At 71.5% G+C, this 24,587-nt stretch carries 23 protein-coding genes; 4 read left to right on the top strand and 19 right to left on the bottom strand.

What is annotated here, in order from left to right:
* Positions 1-23: 23 nt before the first annotated feature.
* The 4 genes from BM424_RS13755 to BM424_RS13740 are packed head-to-tail and all read right to left on the bottom strand — an operon-like array spanning position 24 to position 3,641.
* Complete coding sequence (locus BM424_RS13755; protein WP_093417295.1) at positions 24-1,493, bottom strand: PTS fructose transporter subunit IIC; 1,470 nt, start codon at positions 1,491-1,493, stop codon at positions 24-26.
* Positions 1,490-1,942 carry a PTS sugar transporter subunit IIA gene (locus BM424_RS13750; RefSeq protein ID WP_093417293.1) on the bottom strand — a complete coding sequence of 151 codons (453 nt, stop codon included), beginning with the start codon at positions 1,940-1,942 and terminating at the stop codon, positions 1,490-1,492. The genes BM424_RS13755 and BM424_RS13750 overlap by 4 nt, the downstream gene beginning before the upstream one ends.
* A complete protein-coding gene (pfkB, locus tag BM424_RS13745) occupies positions 1,939-2,883 on the bottom strand; it encodes a 1-phosphofructokinase (RefSeq protein WP_093417290.1) in 945 nt (314 codons plus the stop codon). The genes BM424_RS13750 and pfkB overlap by 4 nt, the downstream gene beginning before the upstream one ends.
* On the bottom strand, positions 2,880-3,641 hold the full coding sequence (locus BM424_RS13740) for a DeoR/GlpR family DNA-binding transcription regulator (protein ID WP_093417288.1): 762 nt from the start codon (positions 3,639-3,641) through the stop codon (positions 2,880-2,882). The genes pfkB and BM424_RS13740 overlap by 4 nt, the downstream gene beginning before the upstream one ends.
* Positions 3,642-3,753: 112 nt before the next feature.
* Between BM424_RS13740 and BM424_RS13735 the strand changes: the two genes are divergently transcribed.
* A complete protein-coding gene (locus tag BM424_RS13735; protein ID WP_093417285.1) occupies positions 3,754-5,427 on the top strand; it encodes a phosphoenolpyruvate--protein phosphotransferase in 1,674 nt (557 codons plus the stop codon).
* 41 nt (positions 5,428-5,468) lie between these two features.
* Positions 5,469-6,383 (top strand): 5'-3' exonuclease, encoded by a 915-nt coding sequence (locus tag BM424_RS13730; protein WP_093417283.1) that lies wholly within the window; start codon positions 5,469-5,471, stop codon positions 6,381-6,383.
* Positions 6,384-6,400: 17 nt separating this feature from the next.
* Here BM424_RS13730 and BM424_RS13725 read toward each other — a convergent pair whose 3' ends face one another.
* The 8 genes from BM424_RS13725 to BM424_RS13690 all read right to left on the bottom strand — a co-directional run bounded on the left by BM424_RS13725 (position 6,401) and on the right by BM424_RS13690 (position 14,397).
* Complete coding sequence (locus BM424_RS13725; RefSeq protein WP_093417280.1) at positions 6,401-7,024, bottom strand: DUF4333 domain-containing protein; 624 nt, start codon at positions 7,022-7,024, stop codon at positions 6,401-6,403.
* A gap of 78 nt (positions 7,025-7,102) precedes the next feature.
* Positions 7,103-9,910, bottom strand: a complete 2,808-nt coding sequence (locus tag BM424_RS13720) for a DEAD/DEAH box helicase (protein WP_093417278.1) — start codon at positions 9,908-9,910, stop codon at positions 7,103-7,105.
* 49 nt (positions 9,911-9,959) lie between these two features.
* Entirely contained in the window at positions 9,960-10,859 is a 900-nt protein-coding gene (locus BM424_RS13715; protein WP_175548085.1) for a diacylglycerol/lipid kinase family protein, read from the bottom strand.
* Between the two features lie 44 nt (positions 10,860-10,903).
* On the bottom strand, positions 10,904-11,773 hold the full coding sequence (tatC, locus tag BM424_RS13710) for a twin-arginine translocase subunit TatC (RefSeq protein WP_093417275.1): 870 nt from the start codon (positions 11,771-11,773) through the stop codon (positions 10,904-10,906).
* Between the two features lie 103 nt (positions 11,774-11,876).
* Positions 11,877-12,149, bottom strand: coding sequence for a Sec-independent protein translocase subunit TatA (tatA, locus tag BM424_RS13705; RefSeq protein ID WP_093417273.1), 273 nt, complete (start codon positions 12,147-12,149; stop codon positions 11,877-11,879).
* Positions 12,150-12,235: 86 nt separating this feature from the next.
* Entirely contained in the window at positions 12,236-12,436 is a 201-nt protein-coding gene (locus tag BM424_RS13700; RefSeq protein WP_093417270.1) for a bacteriophage holin, read from the bottom strand.
* A gap of 18 nt (positions 12,437-12,454) precedes the next feature.
* Positions 12,455-13,423: a helix-turn-helix transcriptional regulator gene (locus BM424_RS13695; RefSeq protein ID WP_093417268.1), complete on the bottom strand. Its 969-nt coding sequence runs from the start codon at positions 13,421-13,423 to the stop codon at positions 12,455-12,457.
* Positions 13,420-14,397: a helix-turn-helix transcriptional regulator gene (locus BM424_RS13690; protein ID WP_093417265.1), complete on the bottom strand. Its 978-nt coding sequence runs from the start codon at positions 14,395-14,397 to the stop codon at positions 13,420-13,422. The genes BM424_RS13695 and BM424_RS13690 overlap by 4 nt, the downstream gene beginning before the upstream one ends.
* 237 nt (positions 14,398-14,634) lie before the next feature.
* Here BM424_RS13690 and BM424_RS13685 point away from each other — a divergent pair, with 237 nt between their 5' ends.
* Positions 14,635-15,330 (top strand): SDR family oxidoreductase, encoded by a 696-nt coding sequence (locus BM424_RS13685; protein ID WP_093417263.1) that lies wholly within the window; start codon positions 14,635-14,637, stop codon positions 15,328-15,330.
* 70 nt (positions 15,331-15,400) lie between these two features.
* Here the strand turns inward: BM424_RS13685 and pafA are convergent, their stop codons facing one another.
* From pafA to dop, 5 genes are all read right to left on the bottom strand, one after another.
* Complete coding sequence (pafA, locus tag BM424_RS13680) at positions 15,401-16,759, bottom strand: Pup--protein ligase (RefSeq protein WP_093417260.1); 1,359 nt, start codon at positions 16,757-16,759, stop codon at positions 15,401-15,403.
* 226 nt (positions 16,760-16,985) lie between these two features.
* The gene (gene prcA, locus BM424_RS13675) at positions 16,986-17,732 is read right to left on the bottom strand and encodes a proteasome subunit alpha (protein ID WP_093417259.1); all 747 of its coding nucleotides are present in this window, start codon (positions 17,730-17,732) and stop codon (positions 16,986-16,988) included.
* 59 nt (positions 17,733-17,791) lie between these two features.
* Complete coding sequence (gene prcB / locus BM424_RS13670) at positions 17,792-18,637, bottom strand: proteasome subunit beta (RefSeq protein WP_093418186.1); 846 nt, start codon at positions 18,635-18,637, stop codon at positions 17,792-17,794.
* Between the two features lie 154 nt (positions 18,638-18,791).
* A complete protein-coding gene (locus BM424_RS13665; protein WP_093417256.1) occupies positions 18,792-18,983 on the bottom strand; it encodes a ubiquitin-like protein Pup in 192 nt (63 codons plus the stop codon).
* A 164-nt stretch (positions 18,984-19,147) separates the two neighbouring features.
* Positions 19,148-20,647: a depupylase/deamidase Dop gene (dop, locus tag BM424_RS13660; protein WP_093417254.1), complete on the bottom strand. Its 1,500-nt coding sequence runs from the start codon at positions 20,645-20,647 to the stop codon at positions 19,148-19,150.
* Between the two features lie 94 nt (positions 20,648-20,741).
* Here dop and BM424_RS13655 point away from each other — a divergent pair, with 94 nt between their 5' ends.
* On the top strand, positions 20,742-21,260 hold the full coding sequence (locus tag BM424_RS13655; protein WP_245775840.1) for an NUDIX hydrolase: 519 nt from the start codon (positions 20,742-20,744) through the stop codon (positions 21,258-21,260).
* A gap of 6 nt (positions 21,261-21,266) precedes the next feature.
* On the opposite strand, the gene BM424_RS13650 is transcribed toward BM424_RS13655, so the two are convergent.
* On the bottom strand, positions 21,267-22,217 hold the full coding sequence (locus BM424_RS13650; protein WP_093417251.1) for an aldo/keto reductase: 951 nt from the start codon (positions 22,215-22,217) through the stop codon (positions 21,267-21,269).
* Positions 22,218-22,301: 84 nt separating this feature from the next.
* Entirely contained in the window at positions 22,302-24,092 is a 1,791-nt protein-coding gene (gene arc, locus BM424_RS13645; protein ID WP_093417247.1) for a proteasome ATPase, read from the bottom strand.
* Positions 24,093-24,587: the final 495 nt, after the last annotated feature.

Below are 24,587 nucleotides of genomic sequence, written 5' to 3'. Positions count from 1 at the left end.
GGGGTACCGGGATTGTGACGGGTTCAGGCGGCGACGGGCTCGGCGGTGTCGGCGACCGGTCCGGCGGCGGGCTCACCGGCCGGGCGGCCGATCCGCTTGGCGACCAGCACCGCGGCGGCGGAGACGACGACGCCGACCACGATCGCGGCCAGGTACGGCAGCGGGTGGCCCACCAGCGGGGTCACGAAGATGCCGCCGTGCGGGGCGCGCAGCGTGGCGCCGAAGCTCATCGACAGCGCACCCGTGGTGGCCGCCCCGATCACGGTGGACGGGATGATCCGCAGCGGGTCGGCGGCGGCGAACGGGATAGCGCCCTCGGTGATGAACGACGCTCCCAGCAGCCACGCGGTGCGCCCGTTGGCCCGCTCGGCCGGGGTGAACAGGCTGCCGCGCACCGCGGAGGCCAGCGCGAGCGCCAGCGGCGGCACCATGCCGGCCGCCATCACGGCCGCCATGATCTCCAGCGAGGTGGTGGTGCCGATGCTCAGGCCGCCGACGGCGAAGGTGTAGGCGACCTTGTTGATCGGCCCGCCCATGTCGAAGGCGATCATCGCGCCCAGCAGCGCGCCGAGCAGGGCGGCGTTGGCCCCGGACAGCCCGGTCAGCCAGTCGGTGAGCGCGGTCATGGCCAGCGCGATCGGCTTGCCGACGACCACGAACATCAGGATGCCGACCACGAGCGTGCCCAGCAGCGGCAGCACCACCACCGGCATGATCCCGGCGATGCCGCGCGGGACCTTGACGGTCTTGAGCCCGGCGATGACCGCACCGGCGAGCAGACCGGCGACCAGTCCGCCGAGGAACCCGGCGCCGACGGTGACGGCGATGGCCCCGCCGACGAAACCCGGGGCGATGGCGGGACGATCGGCGATCGCGAAGGCGATGAACCCGGCCAGCACCGGCACCAGGAACTCGAAGGCGGCCGAGCCGATCTGGTTGGCCAGCGCCGCCCAGGAGACCAGGCTGGTCGCGTCGAAGTGGTCGGTGACCGGCGGCGCGTCAGTGATCTGGTAGCCGCCGAGCGCGAAGCTCAGCGCGATCAGCAGTCCTCCCGCGGCCACGAACGGGATCATGTAGCTCACGCCGGTCATCAGCCACTGCCGCAACCGGCCGCCGAACCCGGATCCAGCGGCGACCTTGCTGGACAGCGCGGGTTCGGCGGGTGCCGCGGCACCCGGCTCGGGGGCCTCGGCGGCGGCCTCGGCCGCCCGGGTCAGCAGCGCGGGGGCGTCGTTGATGGCGTGCTTGACCGGGACCTCGACGAGCGGCTTGCCCGCGAAGCGCTCCCGGTCCCGCACCCCGACGTCGACGGCGAAGATCACCGCGTCGGCCTCGCGGATGTCCTCGGCCGACAACGGCGTGGACCCGGCCGATCCCTGGGTCTCGACCTTGAGCTCGGCACCGGCGTCGGCGGCGGCCTGCTCCAGGGCCTCGGCGGCCATGTAGGTGTGCGCGATCCCGGTCGGGCAGGCGGTGATGGCCACGTACTTCACGGCGCGACCTCCCCGCTGATGTAGGCGGCCAGCTCGGCCGGGTCGGTGGCCTCGGCCAGCGTCTTCTTGAACTCGGCGCGCACCAGGCGTCGCGCGAGCGCGGCCAGCACGGTCATGTGCTGCTCCCCGCCGCCCTCCGGGGCGGCGATCAGGAAGATCAGCGTGGCGGGTCCGTCCTCTGCCCCGAAATCCACGCCCGCGCCGCTGCGGCCGAAGGCCAGCGACGGCGCGGTCACCGCGGCGGAGCGGCAGTGCGGGATGCCGATGCCGCCCTCCAGCCCGGTGGGCATCTGGGCCTCGCGGGCGTCGATGTCGGCCAGGAAGGTCTCGAGGTCGGTGACCCGACCGGCGTCGACCAGCCGCTGGGCCAGTTCGCGGACCACGGCTCGCCGGTCGGTGCCGGACAGCTCCAGCTCGACGAGGTCCGGGGTGATCAGTTCCGTTGTCATGCAGCCACTCCGCTGAGGCTCACTGTTGCGTCCACTGCGTCCACTCGCACGTGCTGCGGGTGGACGTCGTTTAATCCGGGCATGCGGCTTCCCGCGAGCCCGACGGCGGCCGTGCCGTAGGCGACGGCGCTGCGCAGGGCGGCCTCCCCGGCCGCGCTCTCGCGCAGGAACCCGGCGAGCATCGCGTCCCCGGCGCCGACGGTGCTGCGCACCTCGGTGGCGGTGCTCGTCGCGTGCAGGTCGCCGGCCGCGCTCACCAGCACGGCGCCCAGCTCGCCGAGGCTGACCAGCACGGTCCCCACCCCGTCGGCCCGCAGCCGGTGGGCGACGTCGAGGACGTCGCCGAGGTCGCGCAGCGGGCCGCCCGCCAGGTCGGCGAGTTCGGCGAGGTTCGGTTTGATCAGGTCGGGTGCCGCCCGGCAGGCCAGCGCCAGCGGCCTGCCGGAGGCGTCCACGGCGACCCGGGTGCCCGCGGCGCGGGCCGCGCCGACGATCCGGGCGTGCAGGTCCGGCGGGCAACCGTCGGGCAGGCTGCCGCAGGTCACGAGCCACTCGGCGCGTCCGGCCAGTTCGATCACCGCGGTCTCCAGGGCGGCGATCTCGGCCTCGGTGAGGCGCGGGCCGGGCTCGTTGAACTTGCTGGTGGTGCCGTCGGCCTCCACGACGGCGATGTTGCTGCGGGTCGCGGCGTGCACCGGGACCTCCACGACCGGAACCGCCTCGGGCGCCAGCAGTTCGGCCAGCCGCGCGCCTTCGGCACCGCCGGAGGGCAGCACGGCCAGCGTGGGCACGCCGGCGGCGGCCAGGGCTCGGGCGACGTTGACGCCCTTGCCGCCCGGATCCAGCTGCACCTGCTTGGCGCGGTGCACCTCGCCGGGCACCACCCGGTCGACCTGGACGGTGCGGTCGAGGCTGGGGTTGGGCGTCACGGTGACGATCACGCCAGCACCACCTCCGCTTCGATCCGCTGGAGCTCGTCGACCGCGGCGCGGTCGAGGCCGTCGTCGGTGATGACCCGGTCGATCTCGGACAGCTCGGCGAAGCGGCTGAACTGGTCGTCGCCGTACTTGCTGTGGTCGGCCAGCAGCACGCGGCGGCGGCAGGCGGCGATCATCGCCGACTTCACCGCCGACTCGGCGGGATCCGGCGTGGTGCAGCCGCGCGCGGTGGAGAAGCCGTTGGTGCCGAAGAATCCGACGTCGACGGTCAGCTGCCGCAGCACGTCCAGCGCCCAGGAGTCCACAGTGGCCAGGGTGGTGCCGCGCACCCGGCCGCCGAGCAGGTGGACGCTGATGCTGTGCCGGGCGGCCAGGTGGTTGGCGGCGGGCAGCGAGTTGGTGACCACGGTCAGCTCCCGGTCGGCGGGCAGCAGCGCGGCGAGCTTGGCGGTGGTGGTGCCGCCGTCGAGCAGCACGGTGCCCCGGTCCGGGACGGAGTCGAGGGCGGCCTTGGCGATGCGCTCCTTGGCCTCGGCGTTGGTCTGGTCGCGCAGCGGGACGCCGGGCTCGAAGTCGAGGCGTTCCACGGCGATCGCTCCGCCGTAGACGCGCCGGAGCAGTCCCTGCCGTTCCAGCGCGGCGAGGTCGCGGCGGATCGTCTCGGGTGCGACCTCGAACTCGGCTGCGGCGGCGGTGACGTCGATGCGCCCGTCCTGCCGTGCCCGCTGCGCCAGCAGTTGCTGGCGCTCCGCCCCGTACATGCCCGTTTTCCTCCGGTTGATGTTTGGTGTTGCCTGATTCTGCCTCTTGTTGTCATATTGTCAAGGCCTCGGCCCCACGAGGAATGCCAGCGCGTCACGTAGGGAGCAGTGCATGTCGACGCTACGAGGAGTCGGTGTCAGCCCCGGCCGGGCGGCCGGCCCGGTCGTGTTGGTTCATGACCGGTTGCCCGAACCCGCCCTCGGCCCCGAGCCCGCCGACCCCGCCGCCGAGGCCGAGCGGATCCGCCCCGCCGCCCAGGAGGTGGCCGCCGAGCTGCAGGACCGCGCCGCCCGGGCGAGCGGGGACGCGCGAGCGGTCCTCGAAGTCACGGCCGCGATGGCCACCGACCCCTCGCTGCTCGCCGCCGCCGAGCAGGCGGTGCGGGACCGGCGGTTGCCCGCGCCCCGCGCGGTCTTCGAGGCCGCCGCGCAGTTCGCCGAGGCGCTGGCCGCCGCGGGCGGCTACCTGGCCGAGCGCGTCCGCGACGTCGAGGACGTCCGGGACCGGATCGTCGCGCGGCTCTCCGGCGTCGCGGTCGCCGGCGTGCCCGCGACGAGCACGCCGAGCGTGCTGGTCTCCCGCGACCTCGCCCCCGCCGACACCGCCGACCTCGACCCGGAGATGGTGCTCGCCCTGGTCACCGAGGAGGGCGGGCCCACCAGTCACACCGCGATCCTGGCGCGCTCGCTGGGCATCCCCGCCGTCGTCGCCGCGCGCGGCGCGCTGACCACCGGGGCGGCCGGGGCGCGCGTGGACGGAGCGGCGGGCACCGTCGAACTCGTCGCCGAACCGCTCACCCCCGAGGCCGCCGCGCGCGCCGAGAACCGTTGGCACGGCAGCGGAACGACCTCCGACGGGCACCGGGTGAAGCTGCTGGCCAACGTCGGATCCCCGGCCGAGGCCGGCGCCGCCCTCGACGCCGGGGCCGAGGGCTCGGGGCTGTTCCGCACCGAGTTCTGCTTCCTGGACGCCACGAGCGAACCCACCGAGGCCCGGCAGCGCGAGGCCTACGCCGCGGTGCTCCGGCCGTTCGCCGGAAAGCCCGTCGTGGTGCGCACTCTCGACGCCGGAGCCGACAAGCCCCTGCCGTTCCTGGACGTCGACGCCGAACCGAACCCCGCGCTGGGCGTGCGCGGCCTGCGGGTCGCCTTCGACCGGCCGGACCTGCTGGACCGGCAGCTGGCCGCGATCGTCGCGGCGGCCGAGGACACCGGCGCCGAGGTCTCGGTGATGGCGCCCATGGTCGCGACCCCGGACGAGGCCGCGTGGTTCGCCGAGCGGGCCCGCGCCGCCGGTGCCGCCCGCGTCGGCGTCATGGTCGAAACCCCGGCCGCGGCCCTGTGCGCGGGCGAGATCCTGTCCGAAGTGGACTTCGCGAGCATCGGCACCAACGACCTCGCCCAGTACACCTGCGCCGCCGACCGCATGATCGGCGCGCTCGCCGCGCTCAACGACCCGTGGCAGCCCGCGCTGCTGCGCCTGATCGCGATGCTGGGCGAGGCCTCCGGCGCGCAGGACAAGCCGGTCGGCGTGTGCGGCGAGGCCGCCTCCGACCCGCTGCTGGCCGGCGTCCTCGCCGGACTCGGCGTGAGCAGCCTGTCCATGACGGCCGCCGCGCTGCCCTCGGTCGGCACGTCGCTCGCCGAGCACCCGCTCAAGACCTGGCGGCGGGCCGCCGAGGAGGCCGCTTCAGCACCCGACGCCGACCAGGCACGACTCCGCGCCCGCGCGATCCTGGAAGACGCGGAACCATCCGCCACGCAGGCCGACCGCGGCAACCGCTGAGCGCCCCGGCATGACAAGCTGGAGCGGTGACCGGACCTCTGATGCTCGTGGACTCCGCCGGGTTGTGGTTTCGCTCGTTCTACGCGCTGCCCGACTCGCTGACCGCCCCTGACGGCACGCCGGTGAACTCGGTGCGCGGCTTCTGCGACATGCTGGCGAAGCTGATCACCGACCGGCGGCCGTCGCGGCTGGTGGCCTGCCTGGACAACGACTGGCGCCCGCAGTTCCGGGTCGACGCGCTGCCCTCGTACAAGACGCACCGGGTGGCGGTGGAGGACCCGGACGCCGAGGACGTGCCCGACACGCTGTCCCCGCAGATCCCGGTGATCATGGAGGTGCTCGACGCCGCGGGCATCGCCACCGCCGAGGCCGAGGGCTACGAGGCCGACGACGTGATCGGGGCGCTCGCCGACCGGGAGCGGACCGACCCGGTGGAGGTCATCACCGGCGACCGCGACCTGTTCCAGCTCGTCCGCGACGAGCCGCGGGTGCGGGTCATCTACATCGGAGCGGGCCTGGCCAAGGCCCAGGACTTCGGCCCGGCGGAGCTGGCGGAGAAGTACGCGCTGTCGCCGCAGCGCGCGGGCGCGGACTACGCGGAGATGGCCGTGCTGCGCGGCGATCCCTCCGACGGGCTGCCGGGCGTGGCCGGGATCGGCGAGAAGACCGCCGCGAAGCTGATCACCCAGTTCGGCTCGCTCGAGGCCCTGCTGCGCGGCGCCGCCGAGGGCGACGCCCGGCTCACCTCACGCGTTCGCACCAAGCTCACCGAATCGGCCGAGTACCTGGCCGCGGCCCCGGCGGTGGTCAACGTCGTCCGCGACGCCCCCGTGGTGATGGACCGGGACTCCGACGCCATGCCCGCCGCACCCGACCTGGCGCGGCTGCACGACCTGCAGAAGACCTGGGGCCTGGGCGCCAGCGTCGACCGCCTCATCACCGCCCTCGAGAACTAGCGCCCGGCGAGCCTCGCCTACTTCGGGTGGCCGACCTCGTAGACGCCGTCCTCGTCCTTGACCGTGACCGTGACGGTCTTGTTCTGGCCGTTGATCTGCACCTGGCAGTCGAAGCGGTGCTGGGCCTGGACCGGCTGACCGTCCGGGCAGGTCACGGCGCCGACCCCGGCGAGGCTGTAGGAGCCCTTGAGGGTCTGGGCGACGCCCTTCTCCACGCTGGCCGCGTCGAAGACCGGGCGCACGAAGAACCCGGGCGCCACGAAACCGAGCACCAGCACGATCGCGACGACCACCACCAGCGCGCCCGCGCCGCCGAGGATCCACGGCAGCTTCGAGCGCCCCGGCTTCTTCGGCGGCACCTGCGGGAACCCGAACCCGTCCGGCGACGGGTAGTAGGACTGCGGCTGCCCGTAGCCGTAGGGCTGCCCGTACTGCGGCTGCTGGGGCTGCGGCTGCTGGGGTTGGAGCGGCTGCTGCGGCACGGGCTGCGGCGGCATCGGCTGCTGCTGCACCGGTTGAGGGGCGCCGTACGCGCCCGGCTGCGGCTGGCCCTGCGGCATCCCGCCCGGCTGCATCCCGGGCCCCTGGGGCTGCTGCCCCCACTGGGGGTAACCCCCTGGCGGGCCGTACGGGGACGACATCTACACCTCCGGATGAATTCAGCTGGAGCGGCCGACGTTCAGTGATCCGACCACAGCCGGGATCCAACCACAGTCGGCTCACACCCCACCGGCGGCCACCACGCCGCGGCGGATCGCGGTCACCGCCTTCGCCGCCGCCGCGCCCACCTGGTCCTGCGTGCCGACCACGTCGCGGATCTGGTCCAGCAGGTCGATGACCTGACGGCACCAGCGCACGAAGTCACCGGCCGACAGCTCGGTGCCCGCCGACTCCGCGGCGGTGAGCACCTTCTCCAGCGACTCGCCGCGCGCCCACCGGAACACCGGCCAGGCGAACCCCGCGTCGGGCTCGCGCGTGCGGTTGAGCTTGTGGCGCCGCTCGTCGTCCTCCAGCTCCTCCCAGAGCTGCCAGGTCGACATGAGCGCGTCGGTGACCGCACCGCCCGGCACGTGCGGCGCCGGGCCCTCCCGCCGCGACTCGTAGACCAGCGAGGACACCACGGCGGCGAGCTCGGCCGGGCCGAGCCCCTTCCAGGTGCCCACCCGCAGGCACTCGGCGGCCAGCAGGTCCGACTCGCTGTAGAGCCGGGACAGCCGCCGCCCGTGCTCGGTGACCTGCCCGGCCTGCGTCTCCGGCTCCCCGTCCTCACCGGGCTTGCCGCCCGGAGCGGGCAGGTAGTCGCGTTCGGTCAGCAGCGCCACGATCCGGTCGAACGAGCGGGCCAGCGAGTGGGTGGTGCTGTTGACCTTGCGCCGCAGGTTCTCGTTCTCGCTGCGCAGCCGCTCGTAGCGCTCGGCCCAGCGGGCGTGCGCCTCCCGCTCGTCGCAGCCGTGGCACGGGTGGGCCTTGAGCGCCCGCCGCAGCGTCGCCAGCTCCGCGTCGTCACCGGCGTCCGAGCGCTTGCGCCCGCGCCCGCCCGGGGCGCTCAGACCCGTGTTGCGCAGCGAGGACGCCAGGTCCCGGCGGGACTTGGGGGAACGGGTGTCGACGTGCTTGGGCAGCTTGAGCTTGCCCAGCGCCTCGACCGGCGAGGTGAAATCGGCGACCGACAGCCGCCCCGACCAGCGGTCCTCGGTCACCACCAGCGGGCGCGGCTCGCCCATCGGCTCCAGACCCGGGTCGATCACCACGGCCAGCCCGGACCGGCGTCCCGCGGGCACCGAGATCACGTCGCCCTTGCGCAGCTTCTCCAGCGACTTGGCCGCCTCCGCCCGCCGCGACTGCCGGTTCTGCCTGGCCAGCGCCTTCTCCCGCTCGGAGATGCGGCGCCGCAGGTCGAAGTACTCGGCGAAGTCGCCCAGGTGGCACTCCATCGCCTCGGTGTAGCCCTCCAGGGCCTCGGAGTTGCGCTCCACCCGGCGCGACAGCCCCACCACCGACCGGTCGGCCTGGAACTGCGCGAACGACTGCTCCAGCAGGTCGCGCGCGGCGTCCTGGCCCACGCGCTGCACCAGGTTGACGGCCATGTTGTAGCCGGGCCGGAACGACGAGCGCAGCGGGTAGGTGCGGGTGGAGGCCAGACCGGCGACCTGCTTGGGGTCCACGCCCGGCTGCCACACCACCACCGCGTGGCCCTCGACGTCGATGCCGCGCCGCCCGGCACGACCGGTGAGCTGCGTGTACTCGCCGGGGCTGAGGTCCACGTGCGATTCGCCGTTGAACTTCACCAGCCGCTCCAGCACCACCGTGCGGGCAGGCATGTTGATGCCCAGCGCCAGCGTCTCGGTGGCGAACACGGCCTTGACCAGGCCGCGCACGAACAGCTCCTCGACGGTCTCCTTGAACGCCGGCAGCAGCCCGGCGTGGTGCGCGGCCACCCCGCGCTCCAGCGCGTCCCGCCACTCCCAGAAGCCCAGCACGCCCAGGTCGGAGTCGGGCAGGTTGGCGGTGCGCTCGTCGATGACCTCGCGGATCTCCTCGACGTCGTCCTCGGAGGTCAGCCGCAGCCCGGCCCGCACGCACTGCTGCACCGCCTGGTCGCAGCCGTTGCGGCTGAAGATGAACACGATCGCGGGCAGCAGCCCCGCCTCGTCGAGGCTGGTCAGCATCTCCAGCCGGGACGGCGGGAAGAACCGGGGCGGGCGCGGGCCCTTGCGCTTGTGCGGCGGGCCGCCGCGGCGACCGCCCTGCGGCAGGTGGGTGCGCGCCAGCTGCTGGGTGTGCCGCAGCAGGTGCGGGTTGATGTGCAGCTCGTGATCACCGGTCTCGCCGCCGAACAGGTCGAACATCCGGGGCCCGACCTGCATGTGCTGCCACAGCGGCACCGGCCGGTGCTCGTCGACGACGATCGTGGTGTCGCCGCGGACCTCCTGCAGCCACTCGCCGAACTCCTCGGCGTTGCTCACCGTCGCCGACAGGCTCGCGACCTGCACGTAGTCGGGCAGGTGCAGGATGACCTCCTCCCACACCGCGCCCCGGAACCGGTCGGCGAGGTAGTGGACCTCGTCCATCACCACGTAGCCCAGCTGGTCCAGCCCGCGCGAGGAGGCGTAGAGCATGTTGCGCAGCACCTCGGTGGTCATCACGACCACCTGCGCGTCACCGTTGATCGAGGTGTCGCCGGTGAGCAGCCCGACCGCGTCGCTGCCGTACCGCTCGCTCAGGTCGGCGAACTTCTGGTTGGACAGCGCCTTGATGGGCGTGGTGTAGAAGCAGCGGCGCCCCTCCGACAGCGCCAGGTGCACGGCGAACTCGCCCACCACGGTCTTGCCCGCACCGGTGGGCGCGCACACCAGCACGCCCCGCCCGGCTTCCAGCGCCTGGCATCCGGTGAGCTGGAAGGGGTCTAGTTCGAAGGACAGCTCCGCGATGAAGTCGGCCAGTTTCGGATGGGCGTTGCGGCGGGAGTGCGCCGCGTACGCATCGGCCGGCGAGAGCTTGGTCGGGTTGGAACGGCTGGCAGCCACACCCCAAGGTTTTCACATCACACCGACCGGTGTCTCAACCGAATCGGCCTCACCCGTGTGATGGGGGACAAGCGACGCTCAGTGCACCTGGGGCGCAGCGGATCGTCAGGGGTAGCCGGGCCTGGGGTTCGCCGTCGGCGTAAGCCAGCCACCCGTTGTCACCGCCGATCCGGACCGACTTGGCGCGCAGCGTGGTGACCGCCGGGTGGTCCACGTGCCGCCCGGTGCGCAGCCGCGGCAGGATCCGCAGCAGCTCCCGCCGGGGCACCTCGCCGACCACGGTCACGTCGAACAGGCCGTCGTCGTCGATCGCGTCGGGGCAGATCGGGATGCCGCCGCCGTACCAGCGGGTGTTGCCGATGGCGATGAGCGTGGCCCGGGTGTCGAGCACGCCGTGCTCGGTCTCCACCCGCAGCGCCCCGGTGCGCAGCCCCAGCAGCTCGCGGACCAGCGCGAGGTCGTAGCGGCGCTGCCCGCGCGGCCACCGCATCCGGTTGGCGCGGGCGTTGACCTTCGCGTCGAACCCGGCGCACAGCACGGTGGCGAACCAGCCGGTGCCCGCGACCTTGCCGAGGTCCAGGTGCCGCCGCGCCCCGCTCGAGATGGCCTCGGCCGCGGCGCGGGCGGCGGCGACCGGCTCGCGCGGGATGCCCAGGCTGCGGGCCAGGTCGTTGCCGCTGCCCGCCGGGATGATCGCCAGCGCGGTCGCCGACTCCGCGCACGCCTGCACCGCCAGGTGCGCGACGCCGTCGCCGCCGACCACCGCCAGCACGTCGGCGCGGTCGGCCACCGCGCGCCGCACGGCCGACTCGGTGCCCGCCGCGTCGGTGGCGATCACGGTCCGCACCTCGCAGACAGCGCGAAGGTGGTCGGTGAGATCACCGACCACCTTCGCGGAAAGCCCTCCACCGGCCGCGGGGTTGATCACCAGGACGCAACGCATGAGCATGCATCTAAGCCCACCGGCGGCCCGCTTGGCCAGAGGCCGAGGCGTCAGGTCGCGTCGTCGTGCTTGGGCATCGCCGACGGTGTCGTGTCCAGCTCGGAGGCCATCGGATCGATCTCCGAGGCCTCGTCGAGACCGACGCCGGTCAGCCCCTCGGCCGCCATCTTCCTGGCCTTGCGCCGGTCGTGGGAGCGGCAGATCAGCGCCGCCACCGCGAACAGCAGCGACAGGGCCGCGGCCAGCGCCAGCATCGAGAACGGGTCCTGACCGGGCGTGGCGACCGCGGCGAACACGAACAGCGCGAACACCAGACCCCGCCACCAGCGCCGGATCTTGTCGTAGGTGACCACGCCCGCGCGGTTGAGCATCACCAGGATCAGCGGCAGCTCGAAGCTCACACCGAAGATCACCAGCAGCAGCAGCATGAAGTTGATGTACTTGCCACCGGTCAGCGCGGTGAAGAACGCGTCGCCGCCGAAGCCCGCCATGAACGTCAGCGCCTCGGGCACCACGTAGTAGGCCAGCACCGCGCCCGCGACGAACAGGATCGTCGCGAAGAACACGAAGGAGCGGGCGAACTTGCGCTCGTTGGCGTAGAGGCCCGGGGTGATGAACGCCCACAGCTGGTACAGCCACACCGGGCTGAACAGCAGCGCCCCGACGGACAGACCCACCTTCATGCGCAGCATGAAGATCTCGAACGGCTCGGTCTGCAGCAGCTGGCAGGTCCCGTTCGGACTCAGCCGCTGATTGACAGGCAGCGAGCAGTAAGGGTGGAGGAGCACGTCGCTGAGCGTCGGCCACCCGAACGGCGCGCTGGAGAACCAGATGAACCCGAGGATGGCCCCGATGATCACGAACGACACCGCCACCCCGAGCCGGTACCGCAGCTCGTAGAGGTGGTCGATGATCGTCATCGTGCCGTCGGGGTTGTGCCTGCGTCCCCACCGACGGCGATCACTCCGGAACGGGTTCAGGCGACGCAGTGGACTGTCACCCACTTCGCTTGCCCCGTCCCGTTCAGTTCTTCTGCTCGTTCTGCTGCTTGTCCTCGACCGGCGAGGTCGCCGGCGGAGTGCTCGGCTCCCCCGCGGTCAGCTCCGGCTTCTGCTCCTTCTCGGACTGAGCCTTCTTCGCAGCTTCCTCGTCGGCCTTCATGCCGCGCGCCTCAGCCTTGAACACCCGAGCGGACTGTCCCAGAGAACGGGCCATCTGCGGGAGCTTGGTGGCGCCGAACAGCAGCACCAGAACCAAGACGATGAGGACCAGCTCCCAGCCACCTGGCAAACCCATCCGTACACAACCTTTCGTGATGTCCCTGCTGAGCGCTCATGGTACGCGCGGCAGGCGTCGGCAAGTAGGTCCGTTTCTGGTTCTCGTCAACCGCGGCGGCGCTGTGCGATCGCCACTTTCAGGCCGGCGACGCGCGCCTTGACCATTCCGCTGCGATCGGCGAGAGCGCTGGTCGCGCTCCGCTGCACGCGCTGTAACCGGCGCACCTCCAGCAGGGCCCTGACCAGCAGGAACACCAGCAGGACGAGGCCTGCTGCCAGCAGCACGAGAGTCCACACGAACGGCACGTCTTCACCGTATCGGGCTCAGGTTGACGGAAGGTGACGGGTCCGCCTCAACGCGGCACTCGCTCGTTGACGCACGTCACCCCCCAGTTCGGCGGGCGTGAGCACCCGCGCCTGCCCACCGAGGCCGAGCAGCAGCCGCACCATCCAGTCCCGGTCGGCGTAGCGCATCCGCACCCGCGCGCGCCCGCCCGGCAGGTCGGTGACCTCGTCGACCTGGTAGTACTCGGCGACCCAGCGGGCGTCGGGCTCCAGCTCCAGCTCGGCCACCTGCTGGTCCGGGGCGGGCTGGAACAGACCTGCGGAAACATCGGTGGGCTCGGCCTCGGAGGGCGGCCGGGCGGGCTCGTCGAGGCGCTCGGCGTCGTCGATGCGGTCCAGCCGGAACATCCGCACGCCGCGGGCGCTGCGGCACCAAGCCTCCAGGTAGCTGCGGCCGTCGACCAGCAGCAGCCGCATCGGGTCGACCGTCCGCTCGCTGATCTCGTCGCGCGAGGCGGTGTAGTAACGGATGCGCAACGCTTTGCCGCTGGTCGCAGCCGATTGGACCGTCCGGCGGACGTCGGGGTCCACCGCGTCCTCGGCGCCGAGCCCGATCACCACGCCCGACGGGCGGGCCTGGCCGACGGCGTTCTCCACCTTGGCGAGGGTGCGCTGCACCGCGTCGGTGTCGGGCACGCCCGGGGTCTCGGCCAGCGCGCGCAGCGCCACCAGCAGCGAGGTCGCCTCCGAGGCGGTCAGCCGCAGCGGGCGCCGCATCCCGGCGTCGTAGGTGACGGTGATGGAGTCGCTGTCGAAGGACAGGTCGATGAGGTCGCCGGGCCCGTAGCCGGGCAGCCCGCACATCCACAGCAGCTCCAGGTCCTTGCGCAGCTGCTGCGGGGTGACGCCGAAGTCGGCGGCGGCGTCGGCGATGGGGATGCCGGGGCGGCTGAGCAGGTACGGCACCAGCGCCAGCAGCCTGGGCAGGCGTTGCGTCGCGCTGGTCATCGCTGCTCCTCCCCCGCGGCGTCCAGGTGGATCTCGTGCACGGCCTTGCGGAGCGTGTCGGGCTGCAGCACGGCGACGTCGGGCCCGTACCCGGCGAGCCAGGTCGCTGCGGACTCCGGGTACTTCACGTCCAGCTCCAGCACTTCGCCCGGGTCGCCGTCGAGCTCCAGCCGCTCGACGGTCTTGCCGAAGCGCCGCACGCCGTGCGCGCGACCGTCGGCGACCCACACCCGCGACGGGGTCGGCGGCGGGGGCTCGCGCTGCTCGCCGGCGACCATCGCGAGCAGGTCGACCTCGGGCGGGCGCTGCACGACTCCGCTGCGGCCGACGGCGGTGACCTGGCCCTGGATGCGGGAGAGCCGGAAGCAGCGGGGCGCCTGCCGGTCGCGGTCGTGGCCGACGACGTACCAGCGGCCGCGCCAGGACACCACGCCCCACGGCTCGACGGTGCGGTGCCGCACCTCGGCGCTGCTGGGGCGCCGGTAGTCGAACTCGACGACGCGACCGGCCTGCACGGCCGCGTGCAGCGCGGAGAAGGCGGGTTCGCTGGTGCGCACCTTCGGCTCCACGGCGGCCGAGGCGCGCTCGTCGACGTCGACCCCGGCGGCGCGCAGCTTGAGCAGCGCGCCCCGGGCGGCGGAGGTGAACTCGGGCGAGTCCCACAGCCGCACCGCGAGCGCGACGGCGGCGGCCTCGTCGGGTTCCAGGTCGATGTCGCCGAGCTCGTAGTCGCGGCGGGCGATGCGGTAGCCGTCGGCGTTGTCGAAGGCCGAGTTGCGCCCGGTCTCCAGCGGAATCCCCAGGTCGCGGAGTTCGGCCTTGTCCCGTTCGAAGGTCCGGAAGAACGCCTCGTCGGACGGGGCGTCGGCGTAGCCCGCGACGATATGCCGGATCCGCTCTGCGGTGAGGTACTGACGCGTCGACAGCAGGCAGAGCACCAAGTTCACCAAGCGTTCAGCACGCACAGTGGCCACCCCGAAACTCTAAACCCCACCTATTCGATCATGCGTTCGGGTAGCGGGCGCGTCCCCACAACTCACCCACCCGAGTGACCCCCTGTCGAAAACCCCGGTTTTCATCGGCGCGAAAACCGGGGTTTTCGACGCGACGAATGCCGGGGTTTTCGACGCGAGGATCGATTTCGGTCGGTGCTGAAGTCATCGTTGATGCGAAAATCGTTCAGGTGTCGTGCGGTTCCCTACCGTGGGGACATGCCTGTTCTGATGATCACCGGTGCCTCGCGGGGCATCGGGGCCGCCACCGCGCGGCTCGCCACCGCCGAGGGGTACCGCGTTGCCCTGCTGGCCCGGGACACCGATGCGCTGTCCGGGCTGGTCGAGGAGCTGGGACCGGAGACCGCCGTGGCGCTGCCCTGCGACGTCACCGACTACGCGAGCCTCACCGACGCGGTCACCGGCACCGAGCGGCGCTTCGGGAGCGTCGACGCGGTGCTGGCCAACGCCGGGATGAGCGTGCCGACGTCGTTCCTCGGCAGCGGCGGGGCCGAGCCCGAGCAGTGGCGCGACATGGTGCTCACCAACGTCTACGGGGCCGCCATCACGGCGCGTGCGGCGCTGCCCGCGCTCGTGCGCAGCCGGGGGCACCTGGTGCTGACCGGCTCCAACGCGGGCCGCGGCATCCGCCCCGGCAACCTCTACTCGGCCACCAAGTGGGCCGTCACCGGGATGGCGCAGAACATCCGGGCCGAGTGCGTCGGCACCGGTGTGCGGGTCACGCTCGTGCAGCCGGGCATGGTCGAGACCGACATGACCGCCGACCGCACCGACGTCCCCAAGTTGCGGGCCGAGGACATCGCCCGCGGCGTCCTCTACGCCCTCGGCCAGCCGGAGACCGTCGACGTCAACGAGCTGACGATCCGGCCCGTGGGGCAGGCCGCTCAGAGCTGATGTGGGGGTGGGGGAAGTTTTCATGAAAACTTCCCCCACCCACGTCACACCCGGAGAACGGGTTCGGGGGTCACAACGAGTTGATCAGTCGTTCCACTCGTTCGTCGACCGCGCGGAACGGGTCCTTGCACAGCACGGTCCGCTGCGCCTGGTCGTTGAGCTTGAGGTGCACCCAGTCGACCGTGAAGTCCCGGCCGGCCGCCTGAGCCGCGGCGATGAAGTCGCCGCGCAGCTTGGCACGGGTGCTCTGCGGCGGGGTGTCCTTGGCCGCCTCGATCTCGCCGTCCTCGGTGGCGCGGTCGACGAGGTCCTTGCGCTGCAGCATGTCGAACAGGCCCCGCCCCCGCCGGATGTCGTGGTAGGCGAGGTCGAGCTGCGCGATGCGCGGGCTGGACAGTTCCAGGCCGTGCTTGCTGCGGTAGCGCTCCAGCAGCCGGAGCTTGATCGCCCAGTCGACCTCCCGGTCGATCAGCGAGTAGTCCTCGTGCTCGATGGCGTCCAGCGCACGGCCCCACAGGTCCAGGATGCGCTCCGACATCGGGTCCGAGCCGCGGCGGGCGACGTGGTCGACGGCGCGGCTGTGGTACTCCCGCTGGATGTCCAGCGCGGAGGCCTCCCGCCCGCCTGCCAGCCGGACCGTGCGGCGGCCGGTGAGGTCGTGGCTGATCTCGCGGATGGCGCGGATGGGGTTGTCCAGGCTGAAGTCCCGGAACTGCACGCCCTGCTCGATCATCTCCAGCACCAGGTTCGCCGACCCCACCTTGAGCAGGGTCGTCACCTCCGACATGTTGGAGTCGCCGACGATGACGTGCAGCCGCCGGTAGCGCTCGGCGTCGGCGTGCGGCTCGTCGCGGGTGTTGATGATCGGCCGGGACCGGGTGGTGGCGCTGGAGACGCCCTCCCAGATGTGCTCGGCCCGCTGCGACAGGCAGTACACGGCGCCGCGCGGGGTCTGCAGGACCTTGCCCGCACCGCAGATGAGCTGGCGCGTGACCAGGAACGGCAGCAGCACGTCGGCGATGCGGGAGAACTCACCGGACCTTCCGACCAGGTAGTTCTCGTGGCAGCCGTAGGAGTTGCCCGCCGAATCGGTGTTGTTCTTGAACAGGAAGATGTCCCCGCCGATGCCCTCGTCGGAGAGCCGGCGCTCGGCATCGGTGAGCAGGTCCTCCAGGATCCGCTCGCCGGCCTTGTCGTGCGTGACCAGCTGCGTGAGGTCGTCGCACTCGGCCGTGGCGTACTCGGGGTGGGACCCCACGTCGAGGTAGAGCCGAGCCCCGTTGCGCAGGAAGACGTTCGACGACCTTCCCCAGGACACGACTCGCCGGAACAGGTACCTGGCCACCTCGTCCGGGGACAGTCTGCGCTGCCCGTGGAACGTGCAGGTGACCCCGAACTCGGTTTCGATGCCGAAGATCCGCCGCTGCATGTCTCCACACTAGGCGCAAAAAGGCCCTCGCGGCGGTCCGCCGTTCGGGCAACTGTCGAATCGGCTTCACCGATTTTCGGTAGCAGGCCGTCACCCGCCCGGGCGCGCACGCCCCCGCACGGAGCAGCCGGAACGCCGTACAGCCGTACGACTTCCCGGGATGTGGAACCCCGGGGACGAGACCGCTCCCGCACCCGGGCGGGGTGCGGGAGCGGTCAGCGCGCGCTCACTTGCCGGACGAGCCGCCCTCCTCGGACGAGCCCTCACCCGAGGAGTCCGAAGTCGACTCGGGCAGCAGCGCCGTCAGCGCCGCGCCCTGGATCCGGCGGAACGTCCGGTTAGGACGGGAGCGATCGAGCACCGCGACCTCCAGGGCCTTGGTGCCGAGCTCGCGCCCGGAGTCCCCGCTGGACGAAAGTCCCTTGACGGCGACCCGCACGGCGTCGCCCAATTCCAGCCCGTCGCTGAAGGAATCCTTGAGCGCGCTGGTGATCGTGTCGGCCTGACCGCCCATCACGACGTACTGCGGTTCGTCCACGATGGAACCGTCGTAGGTGAGCCGGTACAGCTGGTCGGACTCGGCGGTCGCGCCGACCTCCGCCACGCAGATCTCCACCTCGAACGGCTTGATCTGCTCGGTGAAGATCGCGCCCAGGTGCTGGGCGTAGGTGTTGGCCAGCGAGCGCCCGGTCACGTCGCGGCGGTCGTAGGAGTACCCGCGCACGTCGGCGATGCGCACCCCGGCGACCCGCAGCGCCTCGAACTCGCTGTAGCGGCCCACCGCGGCGAACCCGATGCGGTCGTAGATCTCCGACACCTTGTGCAACGTCGGGGACGGGTTCTCGGCGACGAACAGCACCCCACCGGCGTACTTGAGCACCACCACGCTTCGGCCCCGGGCGATGCCCTTGCGGGCGAGCTCGGAACGCTCCCGCATCAACTGCTCGGGGGAGGTGTAGAACGGCATCGTCACGGCTTCTGCACTCCTGAATCTGCTCGCTGTGGCAGGCGGGATCGAGGGAACGGCGCTGGTCAGCCGCCCGGGTTCTCCAGGCGTCCGTTGACCACGGCGGTGGCGATCTCGGCGGTCCGCTCCTCGGTCAGCCGCACCGCGCCCTCGGCACCGGTGATGGAGATGACCGACGGGTAGATCCGCCGGGACACGTCCGGGCCGCCGGTGGCGCTGTCGTCGTCGGCCGCGTCGTAGAGCGCCTCCACCGCGGTGCGCGCGGCGGTGTCGAGGTCGGCGTCCGGGTCGAAGCGCTTCTTCAGCGCCGACTTGGCGAACTGCGAGCCCGAGCCGACCGCGTGGTAGCCGCCCGCCTCGTCGTAGCGCCCGCCGACGACGTCGTAGGACACGATCCGGCCCGCGCGGTCCGGGTCCTCGGCGTCGGTGTCGTAGCCGGCGAACAGCGGCACGACCGCCAGGCCCTGCATCGCCGCGGACAGGTTGCCCCGCAGCATCGTGGCCAGCTTGTTCGACTTGCCGTCCAGCGACAGCGAGATGCCCTCGAGCTTCTCGTAGTGCTCCAGCTCGACGGCGTAGAGCTTGACGAGTTCCTGCGCGACACCGGCCGTTCCGGCGATGCCCACCGCCGAGTAGGAGTCGGTGATGAACAGCTTCTCCATGTCCCGCTGGGCGATGACGTTGCCCATCGTCGCCCGGCGGTCACCGGCCAGCAGCACGCCGCCGCGGAAGGTCACCGCCACGATCGTGGTGCCGTGCGGGGCCTGGACCGCGTTCTCGGGCGCCTTGCGCCCGCCCGGCAGCAGTTCCGGTGCGGTGGCGCGGAGGAAGTCGGTGAACGACGAGGATCCGGGGGTGAGGTAGGCGGCGGGAAGCGCCTGCCCGGGGAACTGGGCCGAGCTCTGGTCCATCAGCGACATCGTCTCCGTTCTCACAGGACTCCTGCGACAGGATGCACTTTAGTCATGATCGAATGCGCAGCGAAGGGCACCGGGCCGGTGTTTCTCCGGCCCGGTGACCGGTTCTCGCTTCGATCTCCGCCCGGACGCGCCGGCGGCGGGGTGCCTACTGGCCGCCCTTCTGCACGTAGGCGCGCACGAAGTCCTCGGCGTTCTCCTCCAGGACGTCGTCGATCTCGTCCAGGATGGCGTCGACGTCCTCGCCGAGCTTTTCGCGACGTTCCTGACCGGCGGCCTCCGGTCCGTTCTCTTCCTCGCCGTCGCCGCCGCCCGTCCGCTGAGCCTTCTCCTGAGACATCTCGCCTCCCGGTGGGTTGAAGTCCCGAACACCCCCGGAATCGGGGATGTCCTGCTGTGAACACTACCTATCCGACCACTCGTTCGCCCACGCCCAGCCGGGCGTCTTTGACGATCTTTCCGACTACCTGACGTGCGCGAAACGTGCTCGTCGCCGGTGGCGCGTCACCCCTTCGTCAACGAGTCGACCAGTTCCTCGGCGCTGTTGCTGGCCTCCAGCAGCGCGCCGACGTGGGCCTTGGTGCCCCGCAGCGGTTCCAACGTCGGGATCCGCACCAGCGATTCCCGGCCGAGGTCGAAGATGACCGAGTCCCAGGACGCGGCGGCGACCTCGGAGGGGTAGCGCTCCAGGCAGCGGCCCCGGAAGTAGGCGCGGGTGTCCTCCGGCGGCGCGGTCACCGCCTCCTGGACCTCCTCCTCGCTGACCAGCCGCTTCATCGACCCGCGGGTGACCAGCCGGTTGTAGAGGCCCTTGTCCAGGCGCACGTCGGAGTACTGCAGGTCGATCATGTGCAGCCGCGGCGAGGCCCAGCCGAGGCCGTCGCGGCTGCGGTAGCTCTCCATCAGCCGCAGCTTCGCCGGCCAGTCCAGCCGGTCGGCGCAGGACAGCGGGTCGGTGCCGAGCATGTCGAGCACCTCGCCCCAGGTGTTGAGCACGTCGCGGGAGGCCCGCTCGGCTCCGTTGGCGTCGAGGAACTCCGCGGCCCGCTCGTGGTAGGCGCGCTGCAGGTCCAGGCCGGTGAACCGGCGGCCGTCGGCGAGCTCCACGGACTGCTTGAGGCTCGGGTCGTGGCTGATCAGGTGCACCGCCTGCACCGGGTCGGCCAGCTTGAGGTCGTCGAAGCGCTGCCCGTGCTCGATCATGTCCAGCACCAGCGCGGTGGTGCCGAGCTTGAGGTAGGTGGCCGTCTCGGCGAGGTTGGCGTCGCCGATGATGACGTGCAGCCGCCGGTACTTGTCGGCGTCGGCGTGCGGTTCGTCGCGGGTGTTGATGATGCCGCGCTTGAGCGTGGTCTCCAGCCCGACCTCGACCTCGATGTAGTCGGAGCGCTGGGAGAGCTGGAAACCGGCCTTCTCCCCCGCCTGGCCCAGACCGACCCGGCCGGACCCGCACATCACCTGCCGGGAGGCGAAGAACGGCGTCAGGCCGCCGATCACCGAGGTGAACGGGGTGTTGCGGGCCATCAGGTAGTTCTCGTGGGTGCCGTAGCTGGCGCCCTTGCCGTCGACGTTGTTCTTGTACAGCTGGATCGGGGCGGTGCCGGGCACGCTGGCGGCGCGCATCGCCGCCTCCTCCATGACCCGCTCGCCCGCCTTGTCCCAGATGACCGCGTCGCGCGGGTTGGTCACCTCGGGCGCGGAGTACTCGGGGTGGGCGTGGTCGACGTAGAGCCGGGCGCCGTTGGTGAGGATGACGTTGGCCGCCCCGAGATCGTCGCCGTCCGAGCCGGTGGGCTGCTGCGCCGCCGAGCTCAGGTCGAACCCGCGCGCATCGCGCAGGGGCGACTCGACCTCGTAGTCCCAGCGGGCGCGTCTGGCCCGCGGGATCTCGGCCGCCGCCGCGTACGCCAGCACGATGTGGGTGGAGGTCAGCACCGGGTTGGCGCTGGAGTCGCCCGGTACGACGATGCCGTACTCCACCTCGGTTCCCATGATCCGCCGCATACCTCGCAGAGTACGGGGTGGGACCGATTTCTCAAGAAAACGGAGACCACGCCGAGCGCGACGCCCGCCGCGCGCGGATGACACCATCGCTGACGTGAGCACCGGTGAGGAGCAGGTCGCGCTGTACGACGCGGCCGGGCGTGTCGTGGGCGCGACAACGAGGCGCGAGATGCGCGAGAAGGGCCTGTGGCACGCGGCGACGGCCGTGCTGCTGCTCTCCGGCGACGGCGAGCACGTCTACGCGCACCGCCGCACCGACACCAAGGACGTCTACCCCGGGCTGCACGACTGCACCGCGGGCGGCGTGGTGGCCGCCGGGGAGGACCCGTTCGACGGGGCCCGCCGCGAGCTCGCCGAGGAGCTGGGCGTGGACGCCGAACCGGAGTTCCTGTTCCGCGAGGTCTTCGAGCGGGACACCGTCCGCTACCACGGTTTCGTGTTCCAGGCCCGCTGGGACGGCCCGGTGGTCCACCAGCCCGAGGAGGTCGCCGAGGGCTGGTGGATGCCCGTCTCGGAGCTGAGCGAGCGCCTCAGCGACCCGCAGCAGCCCTGGGTGCCCGACGGGCGCGCCTTCGCGCTGCGCTGGCTGCGGGAACGCGCTGCGACGGCCTGAGCCGCCTCAGTGCCACCGGAGTTCGGCGCGCTCGCCCCAGTAGGTGGCCGGATCGCGGGCCAGCGACCGCAGGGTCGCCAGGTCGTGGTCGGTGAGCTCGACGCGCAGCGCGTCGAGGTTGGTCTCCAGCTGGTCGACGCTGGCCGGGCCGAGCAGGACCACGTCGGCCCAGGGCTGGGCGAGCGCGTGGGCGATGGCGAGGGCGTCCGGCCCCACGCCGTGGCGGCGGGCGATGGCGGCGAACTCCTCCGGCGGGTGCAGCGCGAGCCTGCCGTTGGCCATCGTCTCCTTCAGCAGCACCCGCCAGCCGCCGGTGCGCACCTCGTTGAGGACGCGGCCGACCGAGGGCTCGGTGGTGTTCCAGGTGGACTGCACGGCGCTGAACAGCTGCGTGCCGCCGATTTCCAGCTCCCAGGCCCGCTCGATGCTCTCGGCCTGCGCGGCGCCGCTGGTGGAGAACCCGAGCCGCACGCCGGAGTCGCGGATGCGGGCCAGCTCGTGCTGCAGCTCCAGGTCCTCGAACAGCGGGCTGGAGGAGGTCAGCGAGTGCACCTGGTAGAGGTCGATGCGCTCGCCGAGCAGCGTGCGGGTCTCGGCCCACTGGGTGCGCAACCGCTCCACCGAGTGCTCCTTGACCTCGTGCACCTCGGTCTCGATGCGCCACTGCGCGACGTAGGCGTAGCCCCACTTGCTGGAGACGGTGACGTCGGAGTGCCCCCGCTCCCCCAGCCAGTCGGCGAGGAACTGCTCGGCGCTGCCGTAGGAGCGGGCGGTGTCGACCCAGCGGATGCCGCGCGCGTAGGCGGCGTCCAGGACGGCGCGGGTGCGCTCCTTCATCGCCTGAGCGGTGCGCTGCTGCGGCAGGGCCTCGGCGCGGCCGACGTTGATGTAGGCCGGTCTGCCCAGCGCGGCGAGCCCGAGTCCCAGTCGCTGCACGGGATTCTGCGCGGGGATCATGTCTGGAAACTAACCTCTCGCGGAGGGGCCCGCACGAGCTCGGGGCCGCCGCCCCGGAGGACGACGGCCCCGATCGGATTCGACTCAGAGGTACTGGCCGGTGTTGGTGGCCGTGTCGATCGCTCTGCCGGATTCCTGGTTCTTCCCGCTGACCAGGGTGCGGATGTAGACGATCCGCTCGCCCTTCTTGCCGGAGATGCGGGCCCAGTCGTCCGGGTTGGTGGTGTTGGGCAGGTCCTCGTTCTCGGCGAACTCGTCGATGATCGCGTCCTGCAGGTGCTGGACCCGCAGGCCGGGCTGGTTGGTCTCCAGCACCGACTTGATCGCCGCCTTCTTGGCCCTGTCCACGATGTTCTGGATCATCGCGCCGGAGTTGAAGTCCTTGAAGTACAGGACCTCCTTGTCCCCGTTGGCGTAGGTGACCTCCAGGAACCGGTTCTCGTCGGTCTCGGCGTACATCCGCTCCACCGTCGCCTGGATCATCGCGTCCAGGCACGCGGCGTTGTCCCCGCCGAACTCCTTGAGGTCCTCCTCGTGGATCGGCAGGTCCTTGGTGAGGTACTTGGAGAAGATGTCCTTGGCCGATTCGGCGTCCGGGCGCTCGATCTTGATCTTCACGTCCAGCCGGCCGGGCCGCAGGATCGCCGGGTCGATCATGTCCTCCCGGTTGGAGGCACCGATGACGATGACGTTCTCCAGGCCCTCCACGCCGTCGATCTCGCTCAGCAGCTGCGGGACGATGGTGGTCTCCACGTCGGAGGACACACCGCTGCCGCGGGTCCGGAAGATCGAGTCCATCTCGTCGAAGAACACGATCACCGGCGTGCCCTCGGAGGCCTTCTCCCGAGCGCGCTGGAAGATCATCCGGATGTGGCGTTCGGTCTCGCCGACGAACTTGTTGAGCAGCTCGGGGCCCTTGATGTTCAGGAAGTAGGACTTGGCCTGACCATCGTCGTCACCCCGCGCCGCGGCCACCTTCTTGGCCAGGGAGTTCGCCACCGCCTTGGCGATGAGCGTCTTCCCGCAGCCGGGTGGCCCGTAGAGCAGGACGCCCTTGGGCGGGCGCAACTGGTACTGCACGTAGAGGTCGGAGTGCAGGAACGGCAGCTCCACGGCGTCGCGGATCTGCTCGATCTGCCCGGCGAGGCCACCGATGTCGCGGTAGCCGACGTCCGGCACCTCTTCGAGCGTGAGGTCCTCGACCTCGGCCTTGGGCACCGTGTCGTAGGCGTACCCGGCCTTGCTGTCGACCAGCAGCGAATCGCCGGCCCGCAGCCCGGAGTCGGCCAGCGGCTCGGTCAGCCACACGACGCGTTCCTCGTCCGTGTGCCCCATGACCAGGGCCCTCGGGCTCTCGCCCTCGGCGTAGGACAGGATCTCCCGGAAGGTGCACACCTCACCGGTCTGTTCGAACGCCCCTGCCTCGACCACGGTGAGGGCCTCGTTGAGGCGCACCGACTGGCCCAGCCTCAGGTCCCCGGTCTCGACGTTCGGCGACACCGCCACCCGCATCTTGCGACCGGAGGTGAATACGTCGACCGTGCTGTCCTCGTAGGCGTGCAGGAACACGCCGTACCCGCTCGGGGGCTGGGCGAGACGGTCGACCTCCTCGCGCAGCGCCGTCAGCTGGCCCCGCGCTTCCTTCAGGGTTTCGGTGAGTTTGGCGTTCCGTTCGGTGAGCTGGCTCACTCTCTCGGATGCCTCGGCAAGACGCTTTTCCAGCAGGCGCACCTGTTGAGGCGACTCGTTGAGCCTGCGGCGCAGCAGTGCGACCTCGTCTTCGAGAAGACGGATCTGGCTGCGGAGCTCCGCGGAGCCCGCACCCTGCTCGCCGTCGCCCTCCTCAGGCCGGCTGCCGGGACGGTCGTGCTGCATATCGGCACCCTCCTCCCGTGCTCGTACCACCACGGTACCGGCGATCACCGACGACGGCGGCGTCGTGAGGTCCCGCCGGATCGCCCAGCGTGCCACAGAAATCGCGGAATACACACGGTCTAAAGAACTTTGTTCCCCGCGCGTCACGTCGTGGCTGGTCGGGACGGATACCGTGGGTTGTCGATCATGGTCCGTTCGATACTCCCGAACAACCGCGCAAGTCCCCGGGAGATTCCCCGCGACCACCGGTTTTTCCGCTGCGCCACGGGGTCCGTGTGCGCTCTGCGATCATCCGGGTTAACGACTCCGGCATCCGGGTGGCATTTTCCGTTCGAGTCGCGTCACTTCTCCCATCATTTGGAACAACTCCTCGATCCCGGACATTCCCGCCCTCGCCGGGAGGAATCGTCGGAGGTTGTAATCCGGTTACTCCGCGCTCGCGGGGCCCGCGACTCTGATCTACTTACCGCCGCCCGAGCACAACCCGGCGCCGAC

Source organism: Saccharopolyspora flava, from assembly GCF_900116135.1.
In the GTDB taxonomy this organism is placed as follows: domain Bacteria; phylum Actinomycetota; class Actinomycetes; order Mycobacteriales; family Pseudonocardiaceae; genus Saccharopolyspora; species Saccharopolyspora flava.
This window is presented reverse-complemented; position numbering and strand designations above follow the sequence as displayed.